Raw genomic sequence first — 16,925 nt, forward strand, 5'->3', positions numbered from 1 at the left:
TACGCGTCGGGCTCCGCCGCGCGCTTCCTCAGCCGCGGCGTTCGACCGTGGCTGAGGCCCGCCGGGCAGGAGCAGTTCGCTACCGCCCGACCGGCAACGTGACGCTGCTGACCCCGCTCCGCACCGTCAGCCGCGTCCCCGCGGGATAGCGAAGCGTGTGGTCGTAGTCCGTCGAGATCAGCACCACACCCAGCCGGTGTCCCTTCTTGAACACATAGTCCTGCGGCTGCATCCCCCACTCCAGCCGGTACTCACGCCCTTCCACGACCCGTTCCTGCCGCGCGATCGAGTTGCGGTTGCGGGCATCGAGCCAGCCGCGCGAGACAATCTTGAAGTCCGCGGTCTCGGTGCGGTGCGTCGTCCGGTAGGTGCAGCCCGTGTCCGACGGGATGCCCTCGCCGTAGCAGATCAGCTTCGAGGTGTCCGCCACCGTGCCCGCCGTCGCTCGTGTGTCCGTGCCGTAGTCGACCAGCAGCGCCGTCACATATGGCGACGTCCCGTCCAGTGAGGCCCGTAGCGACACCTCCGGCACGCCGTTGACCCGCAGATCCCGGGACAGCGGGCCGGTCGTGTACGCGAGCCGGTTCGGGTTTGCCGCGTCCGGGCCGGCCACCAGCGCTTCCGCCTTGACCGTGCGTCCAGCGTCCGACAGCGACTGTTTCACCGGCGGACCGGGCAGCGGCGCGAGGCCGTCCGCGTTCAGCCGCAGCGTCAGATCCCGTGTGCCGCGCGTCGGCCAGTCGGACTGCTGACGCCAGCTGAAGTCCGCCTGCTCGACATCGACCGGAGGCGCGTCGAGGGCGCCGTTGTCCAGGTCGTACAGCCAGTAGTCGAACCACTGGTGCAGCTGCCTGAGCCACTCCTCCATCCGAAGCGGCATCGGATTGATGTGACCTGCCTGGTGCAGCCACAGCTTGCGCGGCACGTCGTACTCCTTCAGGGCGTCCCACAACTGCCCGAAGTGCTGGGTCTTCACATTCCAGTCGTTGCCGCCGTGCACGGCGAAGACCCCGGCCCTGATCTTCTCTACGTCCTTGAGGTAGTCGCGCTCCGCCCAGAACCGGCTCCAGTCACCGGTCATCCGGTCCTGTTCCGCCGTCAGCCGGTCCAGCACGCCCTTGCAGATCTCCCGGTCGGTGCGGCTGTAGACGTACTTGGCGAGGATGTCGGTGTCCTCGCCCTGGTAGCCGCCCGGCGCCACGACCCCGCCGTTCGCCCGGTAGTAGTCGTACCAGGACGAAATTCCCGAGATCGGCACGATCGCCTTCAGGCCCTCAACTCCCGTCGTGGCCACGGCAGTCGGCAGCGTCCCGTTGTACGAGATCCCCATCATCGCGGTATTGCCCGTCGACCAGGCCGCGCCGACCGGCCTGCCGTCCAGGTCCCAGCCCCTGGCCCGGCCGTTCAGCCAGTCCACCGCCGCCTTCGCGCCGAGCGTCTCGTTGCGGCCGCCGGAGGTGGGGCACCCGGTCGAGCCGCCCGTGCCGACGCTGTCGACCTGCGCCACCGCATAGCCGCGCGGCAGGAAATAGTTGTCCGTATAGCCGGGGAACGGAACGGAGGGACCGACGAGGCCGGGCACCCGCTCCTTGCTGGAGAGCCGCCTGCCGGCCGGCAGGCCGTCCTCGTCCAGATCCACCTCGTGGAACGGCACATCGTTGCCGCCGCCCCAGTACGGACTGGCCTCGATGATCGTGGCGACCTTCAGCCCGGCGTCGGTCTCCTTCGGCCGCAGGATCCGCATCCGTACGGTGTCGAGCCGCCCGTCACCATCGCTGTCCGTCTCCGTCTCGACGTCCACCTGCTGCGAGATCGCGTCGGCGCGGGAGAAGGCGGGCTGGGTCTCATTGCCGACGATCTTCAGCGCGGGGTCGTCCGCCTGCGCGACGGGGGCGGGCAGCGCCGCCAATAAGGAAGCGGCGACGGCGGCGACGCCCAGCCGCCGTGCCGTACGTACAACGGTGGGTCTCGCCATCGTGTCTCCAGAGCCGGGAAGTGACGATCACGCGGGAGCGCGCGCACATTCCACCGCGTACGAGCCGCCCCGCGCCAGACCGCAACTCCCGCCACGCACGGCCCATGTGAGAAGGGAGGCCGCTCCAGCGGAGGGGACGGCCGACCACCGCCTTCTGCCTTTTCGTGGACGGGCGACCGGCAGGTAATACTCTCCATATGACTTCGCGGATGACGGGCGCAGGCGGCGGCGCGCGGGGGGAGGCTGTACGGATCAGACGAGCCACCGCCCGTGACGCGAAGCGGCTCACCGCACTCGTACGCAAGTCCCGCACCTACGAGGGCCAGTACGGCTCGGCGATCGCCGGATACCGGGTGGGCCCCGACTACATCGAGACCCACCACGTCTTCCTGGCCGTCGGCGAAAACGAGAGGGTGCTCGGCTTCTACGCCCTGATCCTCTCCCCGCCGGAGCTGGACCTGATGTTCGTCGCCGACGCCGCCCAGGGCCTCGGCATCGGCCGCCAGCTTTTCGAACACATGATCGATGAGGCGCGCGACGCCGGGCTCACCGCCGTGCGCATCGTCTCGCACCCGCCGGCTGAGGGCTTCTATCGCAGCGTGGGCGCGCAGCGGATCGGCACGGTGAGCGCGAATCCGCCCGCTGTGATGTGGGACCGCCCCGAACTGGTCATCCCGATCCCGTAGCGCGGGAGCGGGCCGGTTCCGGTCGGTGCGGCGACGAGAACACGGGGCCCGTACCGCACCCGCCGCCGGTCAGGCAGTGCACGCATCGTGGACAGCTCCGTCACCCCGCTGCCCGAGTGGCTTACGATCTCCGACGGACGGTCGCGTCGAGCCGACCGCCCCGAGCGCGCAATCATGGAGGTCAACCGTGTTCAGGACGGCCAGCGGACATCGCAGTCACCGCACCAGCATCCGGGCCCGCGCCACTGCCGGTGCCGTGGCGGCGGGGATGTTCCTTGCCGTGGGCTGTTCCTCCGGGGACGACGGACCGGGCGAGGCGGCGGGCGGCGTGCCCGTAGTGGCCAAGGGCAAGCTGACCACCTGCACGCACCTGCCCTACCCGCCGTTCCAGTTCGAGCAGAAGGGCAAGGTCGTCGGCTTCGACGTGGCCCTGATCGATCTGGTGGCGAAGAACCTCAAGGTCGAGCAGGAGATCCTGGACACGCCGTTCGAGAACTTCAAGACCGGCGCCTTCCTGAACTCCGGCAGTTGCGATCTCGCCGCCGCCGGCATGACGATCACGGACGAGCGCAAGAAGAACGTGGACTTCTCCGTCCCGTACTTCGACGCCACGCAGGCGCTGCTGGCGACGAAGAAGAGCGGCGTGACGTCCCTGGCGGACATCAAGGCCAAGAAGAAGAAGCTCGGCGCGCAGGCGGAGACCACCGGCGAGAGCTACGCCAAGGCGCAGGGCTTCAACCCGGTCGCGTTCGAGAGCTCGGACGCGGTGCTCAACGGGCTGCGTACGGGCCAGGTCGACGCCGTCGTCATCGACTACCCGGTTGTCCAGGGCTGGCTCAAGGACAAGGCGAACGCCGCCGAGTTCACGCTCGGGCAGAACATCGAGACCGGTGAGCAGTACGGCTTCTCGGTGAAGAAGGGCAACAAGAAGCTCCTCGCCGCGATCAACAAGGTGATCAACGACGCGCGCGCGGACGGCACGTACAAGAAGCTGTACGAGCAGTGGATCGGCCCGCTGCCCCAGGGCAAGTCGTGACCTCTCGGCTTACCAGGCGCCAGCGGCGCCGCGTCTCGCAGGGCATCCAGTACGCCGTATTCGTCGCGGCGCTGATCGTGATCGGCTTCCTGGCCGACTGGGGACGGCTGCAGAACCAGTTCGCGCAGAAGGACCTCGCCAAGGAGCTCTTCCCGGCGATCATCACCACCGCCCTGCGCAACACGGTGATCTATACGCTCTCCGGGTTCATCTTCGGCCTGGTGCTCGGCCTGATCATCGCCTTGATGCGGCTGTCGTCCGTCGCCCCCTACCGGTGGGTCGCGAGCGTCTACATCGAGTTCTTCCGTGGCCTGCCCGCCCTGCTGATCTTCATCTTCGTGGGTGTGGCGGTGCCGCTGGCGTTCCCCGGCACGCAGATTCCCGGCGGTACGTACGGCAAGGTCGCCCTCGGTCTCGGTCTGGTCGCCGCCGCCTATATGGCGGAGACGATCAGGGCGGGCATCCAGGCGGTGCCCAAGGGGCAGATGGAGGCGGCCCGTTCACTGGGCTTCTCGCACGCCCGGGCCATGGTGTCGGTGATCATCCCGCAGGCGTTCCGCATCGTGATCCCGCCGCTCACCAACGAGCTCGTCCTGCTCTTCAAGGACTCCTCGCTGGTGCTGTTCCTCGGCGTCACCCTCGAGGAGCGGGAGCTGACCAAGTTCGGCAGGGACCTTGCCAGTCAGACCGCCAACTCCACCCCGATCCTGGTCGCCGGGCTCTGCTATCTCCTCGTGACCGTGCCGCTGAGCTTCGTGGTGCGCCGCCTCGAGGCCCGCGCCGACAAGGCCAGGTGAGGACGAGATGTCACAGAAGACGAAGACGGTGGACAGCATGGGCACGGACGGCCCGGAGATCGAGATCCGGGGACTGCACAAGTCGTTCGGGGACAACGAGGTGCTGCGCGGCATCGACCTGGACATTGCCCGGGGCGAGGTGGTGTGCGTCATCGGTCCTTCGGGTTCGGGCAAGTCGACGCTGCTGCGCTGTGTGAACCTGCTGGAGGAGCCGACATCGGGCCAGGTCTTCGTCGGCGGCACGGAAGTCACCGACCTCGACGTGGACATCGATGCGGTACGCCGCCGTATCGGCATGGTCTTCCAGCAGTTCAACCTGTTCCCGCACCTGAACGTGACCGAGAACCTCACGCTGCCCCAGCGGCGGGTTCTGGGCCGGAACAAGGCGAGCGCCGCGGCAGTCGCCCGGGAGAACCTGGAACGCGTCGGCCTCGCCGACAAGGCGGACGCCTATCCGGCGCAGCTGTCCGGGGGGCAGCAGCAGCGGGTCGCGATCGCGCGGGCGCTGGTGATGGGCCCCGAGGTGATGCTCTTCGACGAGCCGACCTCCGCGCTCGACCCCGAGCTGGTGGGCGAGGTGCTTTCCGTGATGCGGCTGCTGGCCGCCGAGGGCATGACGATGATGGTCGTCACCCACGAGATGAGCTTCGCCCGGGAGGTCGCCGACCGCGTCGTGTTCATGGACGGCGGCGTCATCGTCGAGCAGGGCCCGTCCGCGCAGGTCGTGGGTGATCCGCAGCACGAGCGGACCAGGAACTTCCTGATGCGCATCCTGGACCCGGCCGCGGCCGAGGCCCCGGTCGAGGACGCCGGGCCAGATGTCCGTAAGCCGGTTGACGGTCCGTCCGAATGATGATGGGATCCCACGTCAGCGTCGCGGTGCACCCGGCAAAGAGACCGCCGTGGGCATGGAGGCGCCGCATCATGGGACAGCCATGGACACACCCATCGAGCCGGACGGCCGCATCGCGGCCCTCGGCAACCAGCTGATCGACATCCACCTTTCGCTCCGCGAGGAGCTCGCCAGGCTTCGCGAGGACGCCGAAGCCTGGCTCGACGGCCGGGCGGAGCGGCCGCGCGAACTGCGGGCGCACTGCCTGGCCTTCTGCTCGGCGGTGAGCCGGCATCACACCGGCGAGGACGCCGGGGCCTTCCCCGCTCTCGGCGATCTTCACCCCGAACTGCGGCCGGTGCTCGAGGAGTTGGGGCGCGACCATCACGTAGTGGCCGGGATCCTGCGCGGACTGGAAGAGCTGCTCGGGCGGCCCGGTCCGGACACGGAGCCCGTGGACGCACAGCGCGTACGGACGGAGCTGGACAGCCTGGCCGCCCTGCTGGAGTCGCATTTCGTCTACGAGGAGAAGCGGCTCTTCGCGGCCCTCAACGCGCTGCCGGACCGGGCCGGGACCGCCGGGACCCTGCTGGGCCGAGAGGCGACCTGAGCCGAGGGCCCCAGTTTCCCGGCGGGAGTCGCGGGATCCCTCGCCGCGCCGCGTCGCCTGCGCGGTCAGAGCAGGAGGCGCAGCGTGGTGTCCGCGATGCCCAGCCGGACCGTCTGGCCCCAGGTGAGTTCCAGCGCGTCGCTCTCGATCCCGTCGCCGAAGGCGACCAGCCGGTCGGACTCGACGACGAGCCGCAGCTGATCCGTGCGTTGCAAGGTGCCCTCGACCAGTGAGGTGCCGGTGGCGGGGGAGGGCCAGGCCTCGCGTACGAACCAGACGAGCCGCGGATCGGCGGGGCCCGGGAGCGTCAGCGTGCTGCCGCGCTCCTGCCACAGGGAGCGCAGCCAGCCGGTGGAACCGGTCCCCGTGCCGACCAGGACGCCGGAGGAGGCCTGCGCCTCGGGCGGCGCTGCCTCGTCGTGATGCCCGAGGCGGTAGCGGGCGGTCTGGTGCCCCGGCGCGCCGAGGTAGATCTCGTTGAGGGCCAGGAGGCGCTGGGTGTCGTCTGCGACGGCCTCCACCATCGTGAGTTCTTCCGTCGTGCCCCGGCGGGAGGCTGCCGCGGGGAGCAATGTGGCCGCGTCGGCCACGTGGTGGCGTACCAGGACGCCCGGATTGCGGCCGGGGTCGGTATCGATCCCGATCACCGGCTGGCCGGACAGGTACTTGGCCGCGTTGGCCACCAGCCCGTCCTGACCCACCACGACCACCACGTCCTCGGGGGCGAACAGAAAACGGTCGAGGTCCGCTCGTTCCACCCGGGCTTGGCGCCACTGCAGCGGAACCGCCGCCGCCACCTGCGCGAGCACCCGTCGCGCACGGTGGTGGCGCTCGGCAACCTCCTCGATGCCGCGCCCGCGCGAGGAGAGGAAGAAGCCCGCCTGGCCATGTGTGCCGTGCCGGGCGAGCAACTCCTCGTACTCGGTGGTGCGATGCACAAGCACCGCGCGCGGCGCGAGGCTCACGCCTGCTCCCCGTGGGGGCGGCCGAGCTTGGCCAGCAGGCCGGTGAGGACGTCGGGGGAGACGGTGAGGCTGTCGATGCGGGGCAGATTCTCGGCCAGCAGGGTGCCGGTCAGGGCGTGCAGGGTGGCGGCGTCCACGTCGGCGTGCACCCGCAGCCAGGCGGCCTGGGCCTGGGCGCGTGCCTCGCCGACCTCGCGTGCCGCTTCGGCCTCGGCCCTGGCCAGCCGGACCGTACGCGCGGCCTCCGCCTCCGCCCGTACGCCGTCGGCCGCGGCGCTCTCCTCGGCCTCGCGGCGCGCGTTGGTGCCGCGCTGGTCGACCAACTGCTCCTCCCGGCGGGCCAGTTCGATCTTGCTGGCGAGTTCGTTCTCGGCGATGGCGCGCTCGCGCTCCACGGCCACGGCGCGCCGCTCGTACGTCGCCCGGTCCGCCTCCTGCTGTATCTGCTCCCGCGCCGGGGTGCGCAGCGCCCGCTCGACCTCGGGCTCGGGCCGCAGGGCGACGACGCGCACGGCGACGACGGCGATTCCGGTGGCGTCCAGCCGGGGCTCGGCGGCCAGTCCCTGGCCGATCCGGTCCCGTACCGATGCGACGCCGTCCACCAGTGCAGCCGCCAGCGGTGTGCGGGCCAGCACGTCGAGAGCGTGCTGCTGGGCGGTCTCGGTGAGGAGGGTGGAGAGCTGCTCCAGCGGGGCGCCGCGCCAGACGCCGGTGTCAGGGTCGATGGAGAAGTCGAGACGGGCGGCGGCGGTGGCCGGATCGCTGATCCGGTACGTGACCGTCGCCTGCACCGTGACGTCCTGGAAGTCGGATGTACGGGCGTGGAAAGCCATGGCCAGTTCCCGGTCGTCGACCGGCACTTCGCACAGCGCGGCGGTCAGGGCGCGGAACCAGAAGCTCAGTCCGGGGCCGTCGTGGACGAGCTGTCCGCGCTTGTGATGGCGCACATGGGCGGTGGGCGTGGAGCGAAGATGACGCCATCCGAAGCGCCTGATGATGTCGGCCATGACAGCCTCCCCTTTTCGTCGTGCCGACGATATAGAAGCGGTAGCTTATCGTCAATACGACGAAAGGGGCCGTGCCTGCCGAGCCGAGAGGGCGGCTGGAAAGGGCGGCTAGAAGGTGCGAGCCGCCCCCTCGGGCGGAAGCCGTCAGCTCACGGTGACGGTGTGCGCGGCCTCGGTCAGTACCTGACGGCCGTCCTCGGCGGTCACCACCAGCCGCGGCAGATACGGACCTTCCCGGCCGTAGGCGTGAGTGACACTCGACTCGCTCGTCTCCTGCTGCCTGCCGTCACCGAAGTGCCAGCGGTAGCGGTATCCGGCGGCGGGCTGCCTACCGTCCACTGTCACGGTCAGCCGCACCTCACTGCCGACAGGCGCGTCCTTCGGGACGCTCAGCAGCGCCCGGGGCCCGCCGGGCGGCAGCTTGAACCACTCGCGGACGCTGGGGTTGAGAAGGAACGAGTCGGCGTACTGCCGGGCGCCGTCGATGTCCGGATGGGCGACGGCCGCCGACAGACACTGCGCCGGAGTCGGGCTCAGCTCCGGGCAGGCCCGTGTGCGCAGCGCGAGCGCCGGGTCGGCGACCGGGGTGTTCCAGACGGTGGAGTGCGGGGCGAGGACGGCGCTGTCCACAGTGAACAGGCCATCGGCAGCGACCGCGTACGGGCCGTCCGTGGAGGCTTCGTTGGCCGCGGCAGCCGCCTTGCGATAGGCGTCGTTCGCCAGTTGGGTGTACTGCTCGTAGCGTTCCGCCGCCTGGCCGAGCGTGCCCTTGCAGGTGGTGAGCCGTGCGCCGGTCAGACCCCGGCTGGAGCAGGTGCTCGCCGGGAGTGGGGCACTGCTGCGGCTGAGCGCGAAGTAGAAGTCGGCCACGATCACCTTCGGCCGCCCCGGCAGGGAATGAGCTTTCTCGATCGCCGCCTGCATGCCACGGCCGCCGTATCCGACCTTCGCACCGCTGAAGTACGGCACGTCCTTCGCCGGGTTCTCCGCTGCCGCGCCGATCCCCGAGCATTCGCGCTGCACGGCCTCGGGCAGGTTCTTCGAGCCGGGTGTGATGCCGACCGCGATACCGAAGAACGGGTCCATGTCATTGATGCACCCGTTGACCACCACCAGGTCGAGACCATAGCCGCCCGCCCGGGCCTGCGCGCCCGCCTGCTCCAACTGGCAGAAGACGTCCGGCATTTGCTGCGTGACCTCGCCGAACTCCATCTCTCCGTCGCCGTCCGGGTCCTGCTTCTCGCTGCTCCGCAGACAGGCCGAGTCGTCATTGCCCGCGGGGAGTTCGGGCGCGTCGAGCACCGCGCCGGAGATCGAGTAGTCCATGTGCTGATGCCCACGCCCGGTGGCGCGGCCGAGCAGCTCGCCCGTCAGATACGGGAACTTCTGGTCGTGGTCCAGGCCCTGCCCCCAGACCACGGAGTCGCCGACGGACGCCACACGCACCGGGTCGCAGCCCCGGCGGACGGTGTCCCGCCAGACCTTGCCGTAGCGGCCCGCCTTCCCGTCGGCGGCCGACGAGACGATGCGGGCGTCGAACTGCAAGGCGGTGTCCGTCGCCGGAACCCGGTCGAAGGGGATGCTGAACTCCGCCGTGCCCACGCTCGCGTCCATGGCGACGCGCCCGACGGCCAGCTGCTCCCCACCGGCGCGCACGCGCCACTCCACGGTGGCCCCGGCCTTCGCCGCCGCCGGGTCGTACACCTGGACTCGGCCCCGTACCGGCCCGCTGCACACCGGATTCGGCGTCAGATCGACATCGAGGACGAGGGGGTACGCGGATCCAGGCAGGCCGGCCGTCTGCGCCGCGGCGGGGAGTCCGCCGAGCAGTTGGCCGAGGAGCACCCCGGCCGCTCCCACTGCGGCCGGCCGCCTCGCCGTGACCGATAAGCGGGATACCCCCGTCCCGCAACGCGCGGAGCCCCCACCGCCGCACGCCCGCTGCCGTGCCACCCGTCGTAGCCAAGCGTCGATCACATCAACACCCCTGATTCCACTGCTGTTTGGATCCTTTACGCAGTGATCATGGCTGGCGGGCGGGGGGCCGAACCGCGAGCCGGGGGCTGGGCGGAGTGAGACTGGTCACTTACCCACAGTTATCGAGCGCCGTCCGGTAGCGCAGCAGCACGATGCCCGAGTTGAACGGCCGGGTCTCCACCAGTCGCAGCCTCGGGACCTCGGTCGCGTCCGCGAAGAGCCGCCGGCCGTGCCCGAGGACGACCGGGTAGACGAACAGCCGGTACTCGTCGACGAGCCCGGCCGCGATGAGAGCGTGCACGAGACTGATACTGCCCGTCGTGACGATGTCCTTGCCCGGCGTGGATTTGAGGGCCTGAACCTCATCGTGGAGGGGTCCTCGCAGCACGGTCGTGTGCTGCCAGTCGGGGTCGCGCAGCGTGCTGGAGACGACGTACTTCGACACGGCATTGAGATAGTCGGTGACGCCGGTCGTGTCGTCGGTCTGTTTCGGCCAGTAGCCGTGCATCTCCTCGAATGTCACCCGGCCCACGAGGAAAGCGTCGGCTGCCGCCATATGCGCACCCAGTACCGCCTCGAGGTCGGACTGATCGGCTTCCGCATCGTCGCCGGCCGGACTGAACCAGCCCTCTGTCGCATCGATGACGCCGTCGAGCGTGATGTTCTCGGTGACGATCAGGTCTCTCATGTCGGGCCCTCCGCAGTCGGCACTGGTCTGTCAGTGAGGACCGTTTTGGCCGACGGGACTTATCGGTCTCGTGCCGCGGAGAATCAGGCGCACCGGTACATGAAGTGCGTGGTGGCGGTGTGCCGGGTCGGCGAGATGATCCGCAGTTCCGCGCCGGCCCGGTACTCGCCCCGGCCGTGGAACGTCCACAGCAGATGCAGCCGTGCCTGCTTCTGGCCGCGCGTCATCTTCTCCCGCAGCAATTCCGAGGCGGTGCCGTCGCTGCGTACCCAGCGATACGTGACGGTGCCGGACCGTCCGTTCGTCTCCACGACGCCCACGACGTCGGCCGTGCCGTCACACCCGGGTCCCTCCGCCGCGGTGCGGACCGTCACGTCGCCCACGGCCAGGGCGGGCCCGTAACGCTGCCAGGCGAGGAAGGCCAGCACGGCCAGCAGTACGGTCCCGGCCAGTGCGTACCGGCGCAGCCCTGAGCGGCGTCGATCGGAGGGCTGCGGCCCGGCAGGCCGGCCGGGCAGTGTGCCGTGCCAGAGTTCGGCGGTGGTGTTGCTGGGGTTGTGCCGGTGGACGGCCGCGGTCACTCCGGGGCCGAAGCGGAGGACCTCGCCCTCCACCCGGTCGGGGGCGACGCTCGCCGGTTGCCTGCCCTGGACCAGAGTGGCGACCTCCGTCACGGGCTCCGGGGCGGGCCGTTCGAACCAGTGACTGCCCAGCGCGGTCGCGCTGTACCCGTCGCTCTCGGCCTCGTCGCGAGCAGGGCCGTCGTACGGAATCCGCGGATCTTTCATTGGATGGTGCACCGCCGGATCAGGATCTGCTGCGAGGAACTGCCGTTCGCGGCGGCCGGGTTCGTCGTGGCCCGTACACCCCAGTAGCAGCCCTTTCCCTGGAAGGTGTGATCCAGGGTGATCGTGTACTGCGTGGAGCCGCTGCGCTCGAAGGCCTGCGAGCCGTCCTGCGCGCCCAGTTCGCCCTTGGCGTCGCTGGTGAACCACGCGATGACGATGGTCACCGGGCCGGTCCCGTCCGTCGCGACGTCGATGGACGCGGAGGCACCCGTCGTACTCGTCTGCCGCAGGCTCGACACCGAGACCGACTTCACGCGTACGGGGGGAGTGGCGGGAGCGGACGGGCTGGTTTCGGTGGACGGCGCGGACGTCGGCGTCGGGGAAGCCGCTGTCGACGACGGAGGGGGTGACGGCGGCCCGGTGGTCGCGCCGGCGGAGGGAGAAGCGGAAGAAGGCGAAGGGGAGCTGTCGGGGGAGGCGCTGCCGGTCGGCGACGGGCCCCCGGAAGTGGGCCCGTCGGTGGGCGAGGCGGCGGCCGCGCCCGGTGCCGCGCTGGTGGTGGCGAGAGCCTGAGCAGTCGTCTGCCGGGAGTCGTCCCCCTTCGCTCCCGCGGCAATGGCGACCATCACGGCCACCACCAGCGCGGCGACGCCCGTCAGCACTCCCCGCAGGCCCGGTTTCCAGCTGCCGCCCCAGCTGCCGCCCACTGCCGTCGTGGCCAACTCGGTGGTCCCCGCGGCCTGGCCCGCCGCCGAGGGAAAGAGCAACGGCAGGAGGGCGGCGAGCGCGGCGAGTCTGCGCTGGCCCCGCTCCTCCCAGTCCGGGCCGTAGGCGGCCCCGGCGATCTCTTCCAGCTCCGCGACGAACGCCGCCGCGTTCTCGGGCCGCTCCTGCGGCTCCTTCGCCATCCCCCGCCTGATCAGCGGGCGCACGGGCTCCGGGGTCTCTTCCTCGGGAACCGGTGCGCCGATGTGCTGCAGCGCCAGCTCGGCGAAGTTCTCGCCGGAGAACGGTTTGCGGCCGGTGAGGCATTCGTAGAACGTCGCGGTCGCGGCATAGACGTCGGCCGCAGGGGAGGCGGGCTCCCCGTTCCACTGCTCCGGGGCCATGTACGCGGGAGTGCCGGCCACGCCCGGCGTGCTGCCGCGGCCTGCGGCGATGCCGAAGTCGACGAGCTTGGAGGAGCCGTCCGCCGCGACCAGGACGTTCTCCGGCTTGTAGTCGCGGTGGACGACACCCGTGCGGTGGGCTGCGGCCAGCCCCAGCAGCGAGCCCTTGAGCACCACCAGGGCCGCCTCGGGGCCGGTGGCGCCTTCTCGCAGCAACAGCGTGCGCAGGGCGATGCCGTCGACCAGCTCCATCACGATGGCGGCGCCCTGCGGCGCCTCTACGTATTCGTACAGCCCCACCACATACGGCGAATCCAGGCCACCGAGCAGACGCGCCTCTGCCCGGAACTCCTGGACGAAGGCGGAGTCCGTCCGCAGCCTCTCGCTGAGGTATTTGACGGCCACGGGCACGCCGGTGGCGTCATGGACGGCCAGGACGACCCGCCCGCTGCCACCGGAACCCAACTCCCGGGACTCCGTGTACCCGGGCACCGACCATGCGTTCATCCTGCCCCCCTAGGCACCGCGGCAGAATAGCCCACCTGCTCTCCCCATGACAGACACACTTCCGTCACGACTGGTTCCCACGAGGGCGAAGGCGAGGGCGAGCGGCCCTGGCGAGGGGCGACGGTCAGTGGACCGCGTGGACGAGTTGTGAATGCAGCTCGTAGCGGGCTCCGACGATGGCCAGGTCCCCGGCCGCCACCTTGTCGGCGAGATCGGGCTCGGCGGCGAGGCGTGAGCGGACCAGGCCGACGTTGCGTGTGACGGCGGAGTCGACGCGGGCGTCGCCGTGCTGGCTGTGGTCTATGGCCGGGCGTATCTGCTCGGCCAGGTACTGGATGTGTGCGGGAAGTTGTCCTCCGGTCTCGTCCGCGTGGACGGCCGCCGACACCGCGCCGCACGACTGGTGCCCGAGGACCAGGATCAACGGTATGTCCAGTTCCAGTACGCCAAAGGCGATGGAGCCCAGGACGGCTTCGTCCAGTACCTCGCCGGCCGACCGCACCGTCATCAGGTCGCCGAGTCCCTGGTCGAAGACCAGCTCCGGCGGTACGCGCGAGTCGATGCACCCCAGGATGACCGCGAACGGGTGCTGACCCGACACGAGCGCCTGGCGCACGGACGGGGACTCGTGGGGGTGCTGCTGCTGGAATCTGCGCCACCGCCGGTTGCCGGCGGACAATGCGCGCAGCGCCTCGTCCGGGGTGACTTGCCGTGTACGCGGGGCCGGTATTCGGGGTGCGGCCGTGGCGGGTGCGGTGCCGAGTGTGAGGCCCGCGCCGACCGTGGCGGTTCCCGCGAGGGCGGCACGGAGCAGAGCACGGCGTCCTGTGCCGGCAGGCACGGGCTGGTGTCGGTTCAGAATCATGCGGTGAACCCAACCACCGTCGGACGGCTCGCGATTCGTGTTTGTGATCTGTTGGCGCGTTTATGAACTGATCATGGTGGTGGGCGGGTCTCAGATCACCTTCGAGCGGACCAGGACACCGAGCACCAGGGCTCCGGGAACCAGTGGCAGCCACACCGTGATGATCCGGTACCCGAGGACGACGGACGTGGCCACCGCGATCGAAACCCCGGTGGTGACAAGGGCGATGACGAGCCCCGCGTCCACCGAGCCGATACCGCCAGGTGTCGGTACGACGGCGGCCAGGGTGCTCCCGGCAAGGTAGGCGATCCCGATGTGGACCATCGGCACGGACACGTCCAGTGCCATCGCCACGGCGACCAGTCCCGCAGCCTGAATGGTGGGATAGGCCAGCGCGCCGCCCCACAGGGCCAGCACTCTCGTGGGCCTGCTGTGCACCGAGCGTGCGTCGCTCAGCGCGGTGTCGACAAACGCGCGGATGGCGCTGCGCAGCGGCCGTACCGTCCCAAGCGTCACCGCCACCGCGCAGACCAGGCATCCCGCCACGAGCAGCAGCGGGCCTGCCGCGTCCGGCATGAGGCCCTCCAGTCGCAGCGCGTTCGGAGAGGCGGCGAGCAGCACGAGCAGCAGAGCGATGCGGCCGGTGCCCGCCGCCAGCATGTGCAGGGCCAGAGCGGCGGAGGACCGCGACAGCGAGAGCCCGCAGCGCTGGAGAAAACGCAGATTGACCGTGCCCGCGCCGAGGCCCGCCGGGAGGAGGTGGTTGGCTGCTCCGGCGGCGAATTGCGTCACGAAGAGCCGTACCGCGGGGAGCGGTTCGAGGGTCGCTCCCTGCCGTGTGAAGGAGACGGCGACCCAGCCGAGCACGGTGAGTACGGCGGCCACCAGCAGCCAGCGCTGGTTGGCCGAGAGGAGTTCGCTGCCGCCGGCCGTGATGAGAGGCCAGTGCTGGGCCGCCCAGAGGCCGACGGCAGCGATCGGCACCATGCAGGCGATCTGTCGCAGTGGCAGTCCCCGAAGGGGGTTTGCACGGGGGGTGGCCATGGCCTCGGTTCGTCTCCGCTCCGCACACACCGCCAGGACAACGTCGCGTCACCAGGCTGCCCACGGTGTGCGACGCGCAGGTGCCGTACGGCCGACCGGCGGGGGGCGCGCCGATTGCCGGAAGACGACGCCGTCAGCTGGCGTACCGCTGTGAGCGCACGGCGCGCGCCTGCGTGCGCCCGTACCCCGAGGGCAGCAGGCTGGTGCTCGTGTCCCAGCCCCTACGAGGAGACGGCCGATGCCCGCGACGACGTACCGCTACGACGGGCTGCGCGCCCTGTTCATCAACTGCACGCTCAAGCGCTCCCCGGAGACCAGCAACACCGAGGGCCTGATCGAAAAGAGCCGCGCCGTCCTGGACCAGAACGGCGTCGCGACCGAGGTGATCCGCGCTGTGGACCACGACATCGCGACCGGTGTCTGGCCCGATATGACCGAGCATGGCTGGGAGAGTGACTCCTGGCCCCAGCTGTACGAAAAGGTCATGGCCGCTGACATGCTCATTCTCTGCGGGCCCATCTGGCTCGGAGACAACAGCTCCGTGATGAAGCAGGTCGTCGAGCGCCTCTACGCCTGCTCCAGCATCCTCAACGACCGTGGCCAGTACGCGTATTACGGACGAGTCGGCGGCTGTCTGATCACCGGCAACGAGGACGGGGTCAAACACTGCGCCATGAACGTCCTCTACAGCCTCCAGCACCTCGGGTACACGATTCCGCCGCAGGCCGACGCCGGCTGGATCGGCGAAGCCGGTCCGGGCCCGTCCTACCTGGACCCGGGTTCGGGTGGCCCGGAGAACGACTTCACCAATCGCAACACGACCTTCATGACGTGGAACCTCATGCATCTCGGCGCAATGCTGAAGCAGGCGGGTGGCATCCCGGCCCACGGCAACCAGCGCTCCGAATGGGACGCCGGCTGCCGCGACGACTATCCCAACCCCGAACACCGCTGACGCCGCCGGCCCGGCTTCAGCCGGCGGGTTCCCGTACGGGTGCGTTGTGCCGGGCGTGCGACAGGAAGGCACGGGCGGTGCGGCTGAGCGGGCCGCGCGGGTGCACGATGCCGACGGCACGCAGCAGCGGCGGGGTGAAGGAGCGGACTTCGACGCGGTGGCCGAAGGCCCGTAACACCATGTCCCGGTACCAGATCAGCGAGCCACGCCCGTCCACGACGCTCGTCACCCAGGCCAGCCGCTCGTCCGCTTCCACCACCGCCACAGGACGCACCCCGAGCCGGCCGAACATCGCCTCGAGCTCAGTGCGCCGGCCCGTGCCGGGAGTGGGCAGCACCATCCGCAGGCCGCCCAGCATCCGGAACGGCATCGGGTCGGGCAGCCCGGAGCCCCGTGGCGAGATCAGGACGACCTCGCGGTCCTGGAGATGGTGCGTGGACAACTCCTTGTCGACCGGCAGATCGACCAGGCCCAGTTCCGCCACGCCGTCGGTCAGGGAGCGTACGAGTGCCTCGCGGCTGTCGTGCGGGAGCAGGCGTACTTCGATGCCGGGGTGGCGTTCGGCGAAGGAAGGCACCAGGTCGGCGGCGAGGTCGAGGGAGAGGGTCGGGGTGGCGGCCACGATCAGTTTGGCGTGCGCTCTGCCGCCGTGTGCCGGGCCGATGTCCTCGATCGCCGCCACGGCGTCGAGGACCGTGCGAGCCAGGCGTACGACACGGGCGCCCTCGGGTGTGAGGGTCGCCCCCCGGCCCCTGCGGTCCAGGAGCTCCACGCCCACTTCGCGTTCCAGGGCCTGGATGGAGCGGGAGAGGGCGGGCTGGGCGACGTAGACGGAGCTCGCCGCGGCTGTGATGGAGCGGCAGTCCGCGACGGCGACGAGGTAGCGCAGCTGTTGCAGTGTGGGGGTCATGGGCGGACGTTAACCGCCGGGCAGTGCAGGGTGTAAGAGGCATGTTGCTATCAAGTGCCCAGCTCTGCAAGGAAGTTGATATCAAGTCAGATTGCTCTCCATGCCGCTGCGGCATGGGTGGCGGATGTGCGTTGACAGTGCGGCCCCCTCGCCGCAGGATGCAACGCGGCATGA

16 protein-coding genes are annotated in these 16,925 nt (G+C 70.1%); 6 read left to right on the top strand and 10 right to left on the bottom strand.

What is annotated here, in order from left to right; translation table 11 throughout:
* Positions 1-79 precede the first annotated feature (79 nt).
* Complete coding sequence (locus ACZ3H8_RS27930) at positions 80-1,975, bottom strand: Xaa-Pro dipeptidyl-peptidase (RefSeq protein ID WP_467406478.1); 1,896 nt, start codon at positions 1,973-1,975, stop codon at positions 80-82.
* A gap of 197 nt (positions 1,976-2,172) precedes the next feature.
* Between ACZ3H8_RS27930 and ACZ3H8_RS27935 the strand changes: the two genes are divergently transcribed.
* From ACZ3H8_RS27935 to ACZ3H8_RS27955, 5 genes are all read left to right on the top strand, one after another.
* Complete coding sequence (locus ACZ3H8_RS27935) at positions 2,173-2,661, top strand: GNAT family N-acetyltransferase (protein ID WP_467406479.1); 489 nt, start codon at positions 2,173-2,175, stop codon at positions 2,659-2,661.
* Between the two features lie 268 nt (positions 2,662-2,929).
* The gene (locus tag ACZ3H8_RS27940) at positions 2,930-3,697 is read left to right on the top strand and encodes an ABC transporter substrate-binding protein (RefSeq protein ID WP_467406744.1); all 768 of its coding nucleotides are present in this window, start codon (positions 2,930-2,932) and stop codon (positions 3,695-3,697) included.
* Entirely contained in the window at positions 3,664-4,494 is an 831-nt protein-coding gene (locus ACZ3H8_RS27945) for an amino acid ABC transporter permease (protein WP_467406482.1), read from the top strand. The genes ACZ3H8_RS27940 and ACZ3H8_RS27945 overlap by 34 nt, the downstream gene beginning before the upstream one ends.
* A 7-nt stretch (positions 4,495-4,501) precedes the next feature.
* A complete protein-coding gene (locus ACZ3H8_RS27950) occupies positions 4,502-5,347 on the top strand; it encodes an amino acid ABC transporter ATP-binding protein (protein WP_467406483.1) in 846 nt (281 codons plus the stop codon).
* An 82-nt stretch (positions 5,348-5,429) separates the two neighbouring features.
* On the top strand, positions 5,430-5,936 hold the full coding sequence (locus ACZ3H8_RS27955) for a hemerythrin domain-containing protein (protein ID WP_467406486.1): 507 nt from the start codon (positions 5,430-5,432) through the stop codon (positions 5,934-5,936).
* A 65-nt stretch (positions 5,937-6,001) separates the two neighbouring features.
* Here ACZ3H8_RS27955 and ACZ3H8_RS27960 read toward each other — a convergent pair whose 3' ends face one another.
* The 8 genes from ACZ3H8_RS27960 to ACZ3H8_RS27995 all read right to left on the bottom strand — a co-directional run bounded on the left by ACZ3H8_RS27960 (position 6,002) and on the right by ACZ3H8_RS27995 (position 14,829).
* The gene (locus ACZ3H8_RS27960; RefSeq protein WP_467406488.1) at positions 6,002-6,901 is read right to left on the bottom strand and encodes an NAD(+)/NADH kinase; all 900 of its coding nucleotides are present in this window, start codon (positions 6,899-6,901) and stop codon (positions 6,002-6,004) included.
* Positions 6,898-7,908, bottom strand: coding sequence for an SPFH domain-containing protein (locus ACZ3H8_RS27965; RefSeq protein WP_467406490.1), 1,011 nt, complete (start codon positions 7,906-7,908; stop codon positions 6,898-6,900). The genes ACZ3H8_RS27960 and ACZ3H8_RS27965 overlap by 4 nt, the downstream gene beginning before the upstream one ends.
* A 144-nt stretch (positions 7,909-8,052) precedes the next feature.
* Positions 8,053-9,753, bottom strand: coding sequence for a PKD domain-containing protein (locus ACZ3H8_RS27970; protein WP_467406493.1), 1,701 nt, complete (start codon positions 9,751-9,753; stop codon positions 8,053-8,055).
* A gap of 241 nt (positions 9,754-9,994) precedes the next feature.
* On the bottom strand, positions 9,995-10,573 hold the full coding sequence (locus ACZ3H8_RS27975) for a dihydrofolate reductase family protein (protein WP_467406494.1): 579 nt from the start codon (positions 10,571-10,573) through the stop codon (positions 9,995-9,997).
* An 83-nt stretch (positions 10,574-10,656) separates the two neighbouring features.
* The gene (locus ACZ3H8_RS27980) at positions 10,657-11,361 is read right to left on the bottom strand and encodes a hypothetical protein (protein ID WP_467406497.1); all 705 of its coding nucleotides are present in this window, start codon (positions 11,359-11,361) and stop codon (positions 10,657-10,659) included.
* On the bottom strand, positions 11,358-12,977 hold the full coding sequence (locus ACZ3H8_RS27985) for a serine/threonine-protein kinase (RefSeq protein WP_467406498.1): 1,620 nt from the start codon (positions 12,975-12,977) through the stop codon (positions 11,358-11,360). Before ACZ3H8_RS27985 ends, ACZ3H8_RS27980 begins: the two co-directional genes overlap by 4 nt.
* 124 nt (positions 12,978-13,101) lie before the next feature.
* Positions 13,102-13,842 carry a carbonic anhydrase gene (locus tag ACZ3H8_RS27990; RefSeq protein WP_467406500.1) on the bottom strand — a complete coding sequence of 247 codons (741 nt, stop codon included), beginning with the start codon at positions 13,840-13,842 and terminating at the stop codon, positions 13,102-13,104.
* Positions 13,843-13,932: 90 nt separating this feature from the next.
* Positions 13,933-14,829 (bottom strand): lysylphosphatidylglycerol synthase transmembrane domain-containing protein, encoded by an 897-nt coding sequence (locus tag ACZ3H8_RS27995; protein ID WP_467406503.1) that lies wholly within the window; start codon positions 14,827-14,829, stop codon positions 13,933-13,935.
* A 295-nt stretch (positions 14,830-15,124) separates the two neighbouring features.
* Between ACZ3H8_RS27995 and ACZ3H8_RS28000 the strand changes: the two genes are divergently transcribed.
* A complete protein-coding gene (locus ACZ3H8_RS28000; RefSeq protein WP_467406506.1) occupies positions 15,125-15,841 on the top strand; it encodes a flavodoxin family protein in 717 nt (238 codons plus the stop codon).
* Positions 15,842-15,857: 16 nt separating this feature from the next.
* On the opposite strand, the gene ACZ3H8_RS28005 is transcribed toward ACZ3H8_RS28000, so the two are convergent.
* Positions 15,858-16,751: a LysR family transcriptional regulator gene (locus ACZ3H8_RS28005; protein ID WP_467406509.1), complete on the bottom strand. Its 894-nt coding sequence runs from the start codon at positions 16,749-16,751 to the stop codon at positions 15,858-15,860.
* Positions 16,752-16,925 lie beyond the last annotated feature (174 nt).

The sequence above is a fragment of the Streptomyces sp. NPDC002868 genome, from assembly GCF_055563295.1.

What these genes read in the sequence shown, in the direction of transcription:
- ACZ3H8_RS27930 (WP_467406478.1), bottom strand. Translation starts at nt 1,975, where the DNA reads ATGGCGAGACCCACCGTTGTACGTACGGCACGGCGGCTGGGCGTCGCC.
- ACZ3H8_RS27935 (WP_467406479.1), top strand. Translation starts at nt 2,173, where the DNA reads ATGACTTCGCGGATGACGGGCGCAGGCGGCGGCGCGCGGGGGGAGGCT.
- ACZ3H8_RS27940 (WP_467406744.1), top strand. Translation starts at nt 2,930, where the DNA reads ATGTTCCTTGCCGTGGGCTGTTCCTCCGGGGACGACGGACCGGGCGAG.
- ACZ3H8_RS27950 (WP_467406483.1), top strand. Translation starts at nt 4,502, where the DNA reads ATGTCACAGAAGACGAAGACGGTGGACAGCATGGGCACGGACGGCCCG.
- ACZ3H8_RS27955 (WP_467406486.1), top strand. Translation starts at nt 5,430, where the DNA reads ATGGACACACCCATCGAGCCGGACGGCCGCATCGCGGCCCTCGGCAAC.
- ACZ3H8_RS27965 (WP_467406490.1), bottom strand. Translation starts at nt 7,908, where the DNA reads ATGGCCGACATCATCAGGCGCTTCGGATGGCGTCATCTTCGCTCCACG.
- ACZ3H8_RS27975 (WP_467406494.1), bottom strand. Translation starts at nt 10,573, where the DNA reads ATGAGAGACCTGATCGTCACCGAGAACATCACGCTCGACGGCGTCATC.
- ACZ3H8_RS27980 (WP_467406497.1), bottom strand. Translation starts at nt 11,361, where the DNA reads ATGAAAGATCCGCGGATTCCGTACGACGGCCCTGCTCGCGACGAGGCC.
- ACZ3H8_RS27985 (WP_467406498.1), bottom strand. Translation starts at nt 12,977, where the DNA reads ATGAACGCATGGTCGGTGCCCGGGTACACGGAGTCCCGGGAGTTGGGT.
- ACZ3H8_RS27990 (WP_467406500.1), bottom strand. Translation starts at nt 13,842, where the DNA reads ATGATTCTGAACCGACACCAGCCCGTGCCTGCCGGCACAGGACGCCGT.
- ACZ3H8_RS27995 (WP_467406503.1), bottom strand. Translation starts at nt 14,829, where the DNA reads ATGGTGCCGATCGCTGCCGTCGGCCTCTGGGCGGCCCAGCACTGGCCT.
- ACZ3H8_RS28000 (WP_467406506.1), top strand. Translation starts at nt 15,125, where the DNA reads ATGCCCGCGACGACGTACCGCTACGACGGGCTGCGCGCCCTGTTCATC.
- ACZ3H8_RS28005 (WP_467406509.1), bottom strand. Translation starts at nt 16,751, where the DNA reads ATGACCCCCACACTGCAACAGCTGCGCTACCTCGTCGCCGTCGCGGAC.